Source organism: Dietzia kunjamensis (genome assembly GCF_045689975.1).
GTDB lineage: Bacteria > Actinomycetota > Actinomycetes > Mycobacteriales > Mycobacteriaceae > Dietzia > Dietzia kunjamensis.
Genome location: NZ_CP143297.1, coordinates 3027024 through 3038297, shown reverse-complemented (window position 1 = coordinate 3038297; position 11274 = coordinate 3027024). Strand labels below are relative to the sequence as shown.

Genomic DNA, 11274 nt, shown 5'->3' with positions numbered 1-11274 from the left:
CACCGTCGACACCGGGGTCCAACGCACCCGCGTCGACCTGGCCACGCTCACCCCGGAGGAGGACGGCTCCGTCGTCGTCGACGTCCCCGCCGACCACACCGATCGGATCACCGTCCGCGTCGACGACACCCGGGACGTGCGCGGTCCCACCGGCGCGCGGCTGCCCACCGGCATCGCCGAGGTGTGGGTACAGGACCCCACCGGCGCCCGCATCGGCGCGCTGCCCGCCGCCGACGACGAGCCCGTCACCCTGACCTGCCGGGACGGGCCGAAGCTGCACCTCGGCGACCGGGTCGTCGGCACGCGGATCACCGCCAGCCGACGGGCGCTGCTCGAGGGCCGCGCGGTCACGGCCGAGCTCTGCGACGACTCCGCCGTCCGGCTGGACGCGGGACCGCAGGAGGTCTCGGTGGACCCGGGTCAGGCGTTCTCCGTCGACACGGTGGCCCTCGTCGTCGAACCGGGAACCGGGAGCCGCACGGGAGGCACCGGGGGCGGCCCCGCGCCGATCCTCGGCGGTGCCCCGCACCCCGCCCTGGCCGTCGCCACCGCGCTGTGGGACGACTCGCGGCGCGAACTGCGCGTGCCGTCCGCGCCGCGCGAACGCGTCCTGGTGATCCCCGAATCCGTCACGCCCGCGTGGCAGGCCCGGCTCGTCGCCGACGACGGCACCGACCTGGCCGACCCGCGTCCGGTCACCGTCGACGGGTGGAAGCAGGGCTGGGTGCTGCCCGCCACCACCACCGGCGCCACCCTCGTGCTCACCGTGCCGCTCGACGCGCCGTACCGCGCGGCGCTGCTCACCGGGCCGCTCGCGCTGCTGCTGGTCCTGCTGCTGTTCCTCGTCCGCGGTAGCCGTGACCGGGCGGGGGCCCGCGCCACGCCGTGGCGCGGGCGCGGACCGTTGACGGTCGCCGCGACCGCCGCGTTCGGGTTCGCGGTGGCCGGGCCGGTCGGGCTGGGGGTGACCGCCGGGCTGACCGTGGGTGCGCTGGTGGCGAGTCGGTACCTCGGAGCCGGGCGGGCCCGGCACCTGCTCGTCGTGGGGGCCGGGGCGGGGATCGTCGCCGGCGCCGCGGTGCTGTCCCGCGCCCCGTGGCCGGACCCGCTGGGCTACGCCGGTGACGGCTGGGGGCCTCAGGTCGCGACGGTGGCGGGGCTCGTCTGCGCCGGGCTGGCCGTCAGCTGGCCGTCCGCTGGCCGTCCGCGCGGCGCGCGCCGGGGTGCCAGCCAGCGTCCGGCCGGCACCTCGACCAGCGCGTAGCTGGCAGCCGCGACCACCGTCGAGACCACCGCGGTCACCAGCCAGATCCGCAGCATCTGTCCGGAGAACATGGGCACCGCCGCGATCTGGAACGCGAAGTGCAGGACCAGGACGTGCCACAGGAACACGCCGTACGACCACCGGCCCAGGGTCGTGAGGACGGTCGAGCCGAGAACGGCGAAGCGCAGCCCGCCGCCGTCCGCGGTGCTCGGGCCTGCGGGGGCGGTGGACGGCGCGCCGGCCGGGGCCAGCGCGGCCGGGGCCAGGAGGCAGAACGCCACCACGGCGCCGAGCGCCGTGCGGAGCGCGAACTCGGGGCCCGACGGATGCACGAAGCCCTCGGTGAACCACTGCGGCACCGTGCTCACCAGCAACGCCGCGGCCGCGACCGCCCACCACCCCCACCGTGCGTGGCGGTGGCGGGCCAGCGTCGCCGCCCGTCCGGGCGGGGCGCAGGCGAGTTCGGCCAGGATCATCCCCGCCGCGAACCACGACGCGAACGCCGGCGGCAGGATCTGGTCGTTGAGCCGGTCGTGCAGTCCCAGCTCGTACCACGGCACGAGCGCCCATCCCAGGCTCGCCACCCCCGCGACCGCGATCGCCGGGATGCGCCACCGCGCCGCCCGCCCGCGCAGCCCCGCGAGCGCCCACCACAGCAACGGCAGCACCAGATAGAAGCTCATCTCCACGGACAGCGACCACGCGTGCGTGAGCCCCTCGACGAGGGAGTCCGGGACGTACACCTGGGTGAGCGTCAGGTTGGACGTCCATGTGCTGGCGGAGCTCCGTGTGTTCCGGGGGATGAGCAGGAACACCGCGGCCACCAGGACGAGATACGCGGGCATGATGCGGACGAGTCGGGAGCGCAGATAGTCGCGGGCGGGCCGTGCGGTCCCCGTGCCTCCCCGGCGTGCGTGCAGGGCGTGCGCGCGCCACAGCAGGAAGCCCGAGAGCGCGAAGAACACGGCCACGGACAGATCGAAGCGGCCCCAGACGCGGTTGAGGAACGACCCCGTCGAGGCCCCGGTCTGGAACGCGACATGGGTGGTGAGTACAGCGAACGCGGCGACCGCCCGGAGCCCCTCGAGCGCCGGCACGAAGCCCGTCGCGGAGGGCAGAGTCCCGACTCGGTGGTCGGGGGTGCCAAATGCGTTCTTCATCACTGTTAATCTTCTCCTGATGATGGTCCGGTCTGGCAGCCGACCCGGGGACGTTACCCGGGCGTGACCACGGACCGAGGGCGCGACTCCAGGAGGACAACCGATGGCACGACAGAGCAGTTCCGCGGGACGGAGGTCGTCGGTGCCCGCACTGGTCCTCGTCGGGCTCGGCGCATTCTTGATCACTATCGCACTGGCGCTCGTGTTCTTCGTGGTGCCGGCGCAGAAGAAGACCCCGCTGGACATCAATTCGACGACCGTCACCGAGGTCGCGCCGGGGGCGGTCCTCGTGGGCAGGGCGCTGGCGGGCAACGCGCCCACCGAGCTCAACGCGGACCGGCCCGAGTGCCGTCCCGAGGACGGGGCCGAGGCCGCGGCCGGAGACGAGGGAGAGGGCGACGCGCCCGAGGGTGAGGTGGTCGAGACCCAGGACGGCGCCGAGGCCGACGACTCCGAGGTGCAGTTCCCCGTCTCGTGCTTCATCGACAACGACATCCCCCTGTACTCGCAGCGTCGGGTGATGGCCGTCGAGCCGTCGGACGCCGACGTCATCACCCTGCAGGCCGCCCAGTCGCTGCTGCGCGAGGACATCGCGGGCGGCGACGAGGTCGAGGCGCTGATCAACGCCACAATCGACCGCATCACGCTGGACCGCGTCACGGCGCAGCCGGTCGACGAGGCCACCAGCACCCTGCAGGTCGTCGCGGGCGGCGCCGACGACACCGCCCCCACGGGTTTCGTCCGCGAGGGGCTGCAGTACAAGTTCCCGTTCGACACCGAGCAGCGGGCCTACGACTACTTCGACGCCAGCACCTTCACCACCAACCCGATCGAGTTCGTCGGCGAGACGTCCGTCGGTGGGATCGAGGCCTACGAGTTCACCCAGGAGCTCGGCCCGATCGACATGTGGTCCTCGATCCGCGACCACTTCGCCTCGATCTCCGACGGCTACGACCCCGCCGTCGAGTCGATCCTCGCCAGCTACCGCCGCGAGGGCATGACCGCCGGCCAGTGGGGCCTCGAGGGTGACCCCGACCGCCCGGTCGACATGCGACGCTTCTACACCAACACCCGCACGGTGTACGTGAACCCGGCCACCGGCCAGATCATCAACGGCAAGGAGGACATCTTCCAGTTCTTCGCCGAGGACCAGGCCGAGGCCGACGCCTTCTTCTCCGATAAGGCCCGCCTGGAGGAGGAGAAAGCCGAGCCGACCCGCACGGCCGTCCGCTTCCAGTCCGGATGGAACGACGAGACCCAGGAGAGCACTCTGGCCGCGGCGCAGGACAGCGCGGACACGCTCAACACGTTCGGTCGTATCGTCCCGGCGGTGCTGGGCATCCTCGGCCTGCTCTCGCTGATCGGTGGCATCGTGCTGGGCCTGCGCGGGAGCCGCGGCGGCACCGGCGGACGGACCACCCGGACCCGCGCCTGACCTGTCAGACCCCGCGGCCGCACGTCCTGTCCGGAGCGGGGGCCGCACCCGGAGCATCGACAAGAGCGTTCCGCACACATCACCCGCGTGGGAGTGTGCGGAACGCTCTTCTCGTTGGGTGACGGACCCGCGACCGCCGCGCAGCCGCCGCGCAGCCGACCGCGACCGCGACCGCCGCGCGACCGTCGGGGACACCAGCCGCCCGGCTCCCGCGATCTGTCCCTCGGATCGGGCGCTGCGAACCCGCGGCCGGCCTCGACGATCCCGCTCCGCCAGCCGCTTCGCCAGCCGCTTCGCCTATCGGATCACGCGCCACCTAGCGGATCCGGTAGGTGAGTCGCCAACGGATAGGCGACGTGGCTCGGCTCGAGGGCGCGGCCCGCTCGGCGCCCTCGCCTCAGGCGGGGCGCACGCGCAGCGCCCGCCAGCCTGCGGCGACCGTGGTGAGGGCGACCGTGACGAGTGCGGCGCCCAGGACGCCCTCGACACCGCGGGGCGCGAGCCACACGGCGACGGCGGTGAGCACCAGCCCGCACCAGGCGATCGCGGCCTCCACCGTCCGGTCGGAGGCGATGCTCGCCAGCAGGAACGCCTGCAGCACGCTCAGTGTCACGCCCAGGGCGGCGAACGCCCACAGCAGGCCGGCCACGGGCCGGTAGTCCTCGCCGACGACCACCGGCACGAGCGGGGCGGCCGCCGCGGCACCGACCACCACGACGGCGCCGATACCCAGCAGGACACCCACCGCGGAACGGACCGCCCCCCGGTGCCCCGCCGGATCGGCCATCCTCGGGTAGAGCACCGTGCCCACGGCCTGGGGTAGCCAGAACGCGGCCTTGGCGGCGACCGCCCCGAGCGCGTAGCGGCCGGCGTCCCCCGGGGACAGCAGGGCACGTGCGAGGAGCAGGTCGACGGAGGTCAGGGCCATCATCACGAGCTGCACCTGGCCGGCCGCGAGTACGGCCGCGACGCCGGGTGAGGTCGACGAAGTCCCGGTCGGCGATCGCCGCGCCTCGGACCCGCGTGTCGAGATCCACCCCGCCACCAGCCAGGCCACCGTCACGCCGACGGCCCCGGCCGCGAGCGCGAGCCCCACGCCCCCGCCCGCGGCGAGGACCGCGACGGCCGGCACCACCTTGCCGGCGCCGGCCAGGGCGAGCACTCCGCCGAGGGCGCGGAACCGCTCGGCGCCCTGCAGCAGGCCCTGCTCGGTGGTGAGCAGACAGAGCACCGGGCCGGGGGCCAGCGCGGCGGCGGTGGCCAGGACGGGGGTGTCCAGCAGCAGCGACACCGGGACGACCGCCAGTGCGGCGACCACCGCGACCAGGAGCGCGACCCGCCGGCCGAGCGAGCGCAGGACCCCGTCCGGTACTCCGCGCACGTGGTCGCGGGCAACGACCGCCTGCAACGCCAGGGACGGAACGGCGACCAGCAGCTGCGCGGACAGCAGGGCGGCGAAGGCGCCGTAGCCCTCGGGCCCCAGCCACCGGGAGGCCGGCAGGTGCAGCAGGTAGGCGGCGATGTTGGCCAGCATCGACCCGGCCGTCACCGCCCCCGCGCCGGTCAGGAAGCGCCTGGTGGCGGTGCCGGGTGCCGCCTCGCGCGCCTGATGGTCCACACCGGGAATCGTAGGGGGCCGCCGCGGTGGCCCGGTGGCTGGCCGCCGACGGCCCGGCCGCGCGGTGGCGGCCGGCCCCGCGCGCGGGCGTGGTGGAATGAGCGCATGTCGTCCGCTGTCGGTCCCCGTCGCGTGACCTTGCGATCCACCGGGAGGGACGCTGCGGTGGACGCGGCCGTGGGGGCGGTGGTGACCGCCCTGCTGCTGGCGGGGGTGGCGCGGCCCGGGTTCCCCCTGCTCAGGGACTGGGTGGCCACGCCGACACCGCCCCTGTCGGACGCCGCGCTCGGGCTGGGGGAGTCGGCGGCGCGGGCGGTGCCCCAGGACGTGGTGGTGGTGTGGGCGACCCGCGCGCTGCAGGCGGTGGGGTTGCCGGTGTGGCCGCTGACCGGCGTTCTCACCGCCGTGTTCTGCATCTGGTTGGCGGTGGCGGCGGGGGCGCTGGTGCGCCGGGTCCTGCCCGGCGACGCGGCCGCGGGGCTGTCCGGGCTCTGGCTGCGCCTGCCCGCCGTGGTGGGGGCGGTGTGGAACCCGTTCGTGGTGGAGCGGCTGCTGCAGGGGCACTGGTCCGTGCTGGCCGGGACGGCGGCGGTGATGTCGATGCCGGTGTTGTTGGCCTCTTCCGGCGCCCTCGGTGGCGCACTCGGTGGCGCGCCCGGTCGGCGCCGGGTGGCGGCGGCGTGCGCGGCGCTGGCCGCGGCGGGGCTCACGCCGACGGGCTGGGTCCTCGCGGTTGTCGCCGCGGCGGTGTCCCTGGTCAGCGGCGGTGCGGGTGGCGGTGACAGTGCCGGTGATAGTGCGGGTCCCGCCGCGCGGCCGGGCCGGCGCGTCTGTGCAGCGCTGGCGTTGGTCGCCACGGCCGTGGTCACCGCGCTGCCGTGGCTGCTCGCGACCGCACTCGCCCCGGCCGGGACCGGCACCTCGCCGACCGCCGGCACGGGCGTGAGCGCGTTCGCCGCCCGCGCCGAGCCCGGCATCGGCACCTTCGGGTCCGTGGTCGCCCTGGGCGGAATCTGGAACTCGGAGGCGGTGCCGCCGTCGCGGTCGACGTGGTGGGCGGCCGTGGCGCTCGTGCTGCTGCTCGTCGTGTGGGCGGTGGCGGCGCGCGGGGTGTGGCGGGCGCGCCGCGATCCGGTGGTGCGGGCGACGGTACCGCTGGCGGTCGGGACGTGGCTGCTGGTGGCGGCCGCCGCGACGGGGCCGGGCCTGGCCGCGCTGGAGACCGTCGTCGCCGCGGTCCCCGGCGCGGGTCTGCTGCGCGACACCCAGAAGTTCGTCGCACTGGCGCTCCCGGCGACCGTGCTGGCGCTCGCCTTCGCCGCCCGCGAGCTGGCCGGGCGACTCCGACCGGCCGTGGCGGGCCTGCTGCTCACGTCGGTGGCCGTCGCTTCCGTCCCCGACGCCCCGCGCGCCCTGTGGGACCAGCTGCGGCCGGTCACCTACGGCCAGGACTGGGAGCAGGTGGCGCGGATCGTCGACGGGAGGCCCGGTGACCTGCTGGTCCTGCCGGCGGGGTCCTTCCGCTCGACGCCGTTGTGGGCGGGCGGCGCGGCGGTGCTCGATCCGGCGCCCCGACTGCTCGACACCCGCGTGCTGGTGCCCGGAGACCTGGTCGTCGGCGGGGCGGCCGGCGACGACGCGGCCGCGGTGCCGGGCGAGGGTGATCGCGCGAGGCGGGCCACCGCGGCGCTGCTGCGGGGGGACGACCCGAGCGTTCTGGCCGGACTGGGGGTGCGGTGGGTGCTCGACGAGCGCACGTCCGCCGGCCCGCGCGGGCGGGCGGCGCGGATGCTGGCCGGGACACCGCAGGAGTCGACGACGACGAGGTTCACCGGCTCCGAACTCGTCCTGCACGAGCTGGCCGCGCCGAACGGGCCGGGTGGGGCGGATGCCCGATGGGAGGCCACCGCCGAGCCCGCGGCTCCGGCGTCGGCCCGCGGATGGGTGCTGGCGGCGCACGCGCTGTGGCTGCTCACGCTCGCCCTCGCCCTGGTCGTTGCCAGCGTCTCCACCGCGACCACCACGGCGCGCCGGGGCGTGTTTGCCGCGGGAGGTCCGGTCAACCGACCTGGCCGCTGATCACACCGCTCACGCGCCGGCCCTCGGTGACCGCCCGGAGGACCTGCGCCATCGCCGCTCCGGTGGCGGGCCAGGACAGTCCCGCGGCCTTGCGGCGGGCGGCCTCACCCATGCCTCCCCGCAGGTCGGGGTCCGCCAGGAGGCGATCGGTGGCCAGGGTCATGGCCGCGACATCGTCCACGAGGAGGCCCGTCTCGCCGTCGTCGATCGAGTCCCGTAGTCCCGCGGCGTGGTGGTAGCCGACGGTGGGCACCCCGTGCTGCGCGGCCTCGGACACCGCCAGGCCCCAGCCCTCCTTGCGGGAGGGCATGAGGTGCAGTGTGGCCCCGGCGAGGAGGCGGTGCTTGGTGGACTCGTCGACGTGCCCGTGGAACCGGACCGCGCCGGTGTCCGGGCTGTCCGGGTCGAGGAGCCCGCGCTCGGCGGCGTACTCACGCAGTCGGTCGGACCACCAGCCGCTGCCGATGACGTCCAGCACCAGGCCGGGCCTGCTCGCGCGCAGGGTGGCGACCACGTCGAGGGCGTCCTCGACGTGCTTGTGCGGCACCAGCCGGGACAGCACGATTAGCCGCGGGGCGGCGGTGTCGGTGTCAGGGCCGGGGCCCTCGTGCGCGGCCGGCTCGCCCGGCTTGACGTCCGCCGGGAGCGGGTCGAGTCCGTTGCGCACCACGGCGATGCGCGCGGGGTCCACGCCGAGCCCGGCGAGCTCGTCGGCCGAGGGGAGCGACACGGTCACGTACTGACTGCGCGAGTGCACGCGCGGGGACAGCCACGACTCGATCCACCAGCCGATCCGCGCGACCAGCCACCCGGCCACCGGCCACTGCTCACGGTGGATGTGGTGGACCAGCACCACCACGGGCGCGGTGGTGGCCAGGCGGGAGAAGAAGGGGACGCCGTTCTGGGTGTCGACGACGACGTCGGGCTGCCTCAGGACACCGAGGGGCCCCAGCCCGATCCTGCCGAACAGGATCGCCAGCAGCGCGCGGGGATAGACGGTGAACCGGCCGCCGGCCCGGCTGAACCGCACCCCGGCCCCGGTGGTGGCGGAGCGGGCCGCACCCGGTGAGCGCGAGGTCCGGTAGACGACGGTGTGCCCGGCGCCGGCGAGGCCGTCCGCGACGTGCTCGAGGTAGCGTTCGCTGCCACCGCCCTGGGGATGGGTGCTGTCACGCCAGCACAGCAGCAGGATACGAGCCACGCGGACACTGTACGCGGGCGTCGGGACCGCCGACGGGGTGGTCAACGCTGCCGCCGGTATCGTCACCGCCGTGATCACCGATCCCGTCCACCGCTCGCCCGCCCTGCGCTCGGTGGCCCGCCGCGCCACCCTCGGTCGGTCGCTCGGATTGCTGCGTTCGTTCCCGCTCGAGCAGTCCGACCCGGACGTCTTCTACTCCGGTCTGGCCCGCGACACCGTCGAACTGGTGGCGGACCTGTGGGAGCGCGCCGGTGACCGGCCGGCCGGGCGGGGCCCCGGGTCCGACACCGGCCGCCTCCCGGGGCTGACGGTGCTGGACGTCGGCGGCGGGCCGGGCTACTTCTCCGACGCCTACGCCGCCGAGGGGGCGCGGTACGTGTCCGTCGAACCGGACGTGGGGGAGATGTCGGCGGCGGGCCTGGACCAGGCGGGCTCGATCCGCGGCAGCGGGATGTCGCTGCCGATCCGATCGGACTGCGTCGACGTGTGCATCTCCTCCAATGTGGCCGAACACGTCCCCGAGCCCTGGACGATGGCCGAGGAGATGTGCCGGGTCACGCGACCGGGCGGCCTCGTCGTCGTCTCCTACACGCTCTGGTACGGACCCTTCGGCGGCCACGAGATGGGGCCCACCCACTACCTCGGTGGCGAGCGGGCGCGGCGGATGTACGAGCGTCGCCACGGCCGGCCGCCCAAGAACGTCTACGGCGAGTCCCTGTTCGAGGTGGGCTGCGCCGAGGGGCTCGAGTGGGCGCGCAGCACCCCGGCGGCCGAGCTGGTGGCGGCGTTCCCTCGCTACCACCCGCGGTGGGCGTGGTGGCTGGTGCGGGTGCCGCTGGTCAGGGAGGTCCTGGTGTCCAACCTGGTGCTGGTGATGCGGGCCGGGTAGCTGCCCCACGGGGCGCCGTGGACTCGCTACAGTGAGGTGGAACACGTTCTTGTTTTCTACCTCTCGGAGGTCCCCGTGGTCGTCGTCCATGACAAGCTCTTCTCCGGCACCCGCTGGACCGATCCCATCACCACCGGCGTCCTCGAGGTGACCTCGCCCGCCACCAACGCGGTCGTGGGCCGGGTCGCCGAGACCACCACCGAGGACCTGGACGAGATGATCAGCCAGGCGCGCGACTCGTTCGAGTCCGGCGTGTGGCGCTCCACCCCGCCCGCCGAGCGCGGCGCCCTGCTGGCCCGCGTGGCCGACATGCTCGAGGAGCGCCAGGCCGAGGTGTGCCAGATCCTCTCCGACGAGATGGGCACCCCGCCCGGCACCGCCGCCATGATCCAGGTGACGCCGACCCTGGGCGTGCTGCGCTACTACGCGCGCCTGTCCGAGACCTTCCCGTGGTCCGAGGTGCGGCACGGGGACTTCGGCGCGTCGGTCGTCACCCGCCAGCCCGTCGGCGTCGTCGCCGCCATCACGGCGTGGAACGTCCCGCTCTACCTCAACACCGCCAAGCTGGCCCCCGCGTTGCTGTCCGGCAGTTCGGTGATCCTCAAGCCGTCCTCGGCCACGCCGCTGTCCGCGCTGTGGCTGGCCGACCTGTTCCGCGAGGCCGGCCTGCCCGAGGGCGTGCTGTCCGTGGTGACCGGCCCCAGCTCCGTGGGCGACCACCTCGTCTCCCACGCGGACGTCGACAAGATCTCGTTCACCGGCTCCACCGGGGTCGGCAAGCACATCGCCGGGATCGCCGCGCAGAGCCTCACGCGCTGCTCGCTGGAGCTGGGGGGCAAGAGCGCCGCCATCGTGCTCGAGGACGCCGACATCGCCGCGAACGCCGGCACCATGGTCTTCTCCGCCCTGATGAACTCCGGGCAGGCGTGCGTGTCCCAGAACCGCATCCTCGCGCCGCGGTCGAAGTACGACGAGGTCGTCGAGGCGCTGGTGGAGAACGTCAAGGCCATGCCCGTGGGTGACCCGGCCGACGACGGCACCGCCTTCGGCCCGCTGGCCAACCACAAGCAGAAGGCGTCCGTCGAGGGCTACATCCGCAAGGGTGTCGAGGAGGGCGCGACCATCGCCTACGGGGGCGGCAAGGTCGAGGGACTGCCCGAGGGCGTCGCCGAGGGTGCCTACGTGCAGCCGACCGTCTTCCGGGACGTCGACAACTCCATGACCATCGCCCAGGAGGAGATCTTCGGGCCGGTCCTGCAGGTCATCGCCTACGACACGGTCGACGAGGCCGTGCAGATCGCCAACGACTCCGAGTACGGCCTCGCCGGGGCCGTGTACTCCGCCGACCCGGATGCCGCGCTGGCCGTGGCCCAGCGGGTGCGCACCGGCACGATGGGCATCAACTGGTACGCCTTCGACCCGAGCGCGCCCTTCGGCGGGTTCAAGAACTCGGGCCTGGGTCGCGAGAACGGCCCCGAGGGGCTCGAGGCCTTCTGCGAGCTGCAGAGTGTGCTCATGCCGTTCGGGTGGGAGCCCGGCGAGGGCTGAGACCTCGACAGATGTGAAGACCCCCGGCCTCGGCCGGGGGTCTTCACACATCGGACGCGTCGGCGCGACGCCGACCGGCC

The 11274-nt window shown here is 74.5% G+C and carries 7 protein-coding genes; 4 read left to right on the top strand and 3 right to left on the bottom strand.

What is annotated here, in order from left to right; all coding sequences use genetic code 11:
- Nucleotides 1-1137 precede the first annotated feature (1137 nt).
- Nucleotides 1138-2424, bottom strand: a complete 1287-nt coding sequence (locus tag VZF99_RS14190; protein ID WP_407335138.1) for an acyltransferase family protein — start codon at nucleotides 2422-2424, stop codon at nucleotides 1138-1140.
- Between the two features lie 103 nt (nucleotides 2425-2527).
- Here VZF99_RS14190 and VZF99_RS14185 point away from each other — a divergent pair, with 103 nt between their 5' ends.
- On the top strand, nucleotides 2528-3859 hold the full coding sequence (locus VZF99_RS14185) for a DUF3068 domain-containing protein (RefSeq protein WP_253002577.1): 1332 nt from the start codon (nucleotides 2528-2530) through the stop codon (nucleotides 3857-3859).
- A gap of 397 nt (nucleotides 3860-4256) precedes the next feature.
- Here the strand turns inward: VZF99_RS14185 and VZF99_RS14180 are convergent, their stop codons facing one another.
- Nucleotides 4257-5477, bottom strand: coding sequence for a polysaccharide biosynthesis protein (locus tag VZF99_RS14180; protein ID WP_407335137.1), 1221 nt, complete (start codon nucleotides 5475-5477; stop codon nucleotides 4257-4259).
- A gap of 165 nt (nucleotides 5478-5642) precedes the next feature.
- On the opposite strand from VZF99_RS14180, the gene VZF99_RS14175 reads away from it, so the two are divergent.
- Nucleotides 5643-7556 (top strand): hypothetical protein, encoded by a 1914-nt coding sequence (locus VZF99_RS14175; RefSeq protein WP_407335136.1) that lies wholly within the window; start codon nucleotides 5643-5645, stop codon nucleotides 7554-7556.
- Here VZF99_RS14175 and VZF99_RS14170 read toward each other — a convergent pair.
- Nucleotides 7537-8757: a glycosyltransferase family 4 protein gene (locus VZF99_RS14170; protein WP_407335135.1), complete on the bottom strand. Its 1221-nt coding sequence runs from the start codon at nucleotides 8755-8757 to the stop codon at nucleotides 7537-7539. The two genes, VZF99_RS14175 and VZF99_RS14170, sit on opposite strands and share 20 nt — an antisense overlap.
- A gap of 70 nt (nucleotides 8758-8827) precedes the next feature.
- Here VZF99_RS14170 and VZF99_RS14165 point away from each other — a divergent pair, with 70 nt between their 5' ends.
- Complete coding sequence (locus VZF99_RS14165) at nucleotides 8828-9646, top strand: class I SAM-dependent methyltransferase (RefSeq protein ID WP_154831055.1); 819 nt, start codon at nucleotides 8828-8830, stop codon at nucleotides 9644-9646.
- Between the two features lie 75 nt (nucleotides 9647-9721).
- The gene (locus VZF99_RS14160) at nucleotides 9722-11194 is read left to right on the top strand and encodes an aldehyde dehydrogenase (RefSeq protein ID WP_407335134.1); all 1473 of its coding nucleotides are present in this window, start codon (nucleotides 9722-9724) and stop codon (nucleotides 11192-11194) included.
- The last annotated feature ends 80 nt before the right edge of the window (nucleotides 11195-11274 follow it).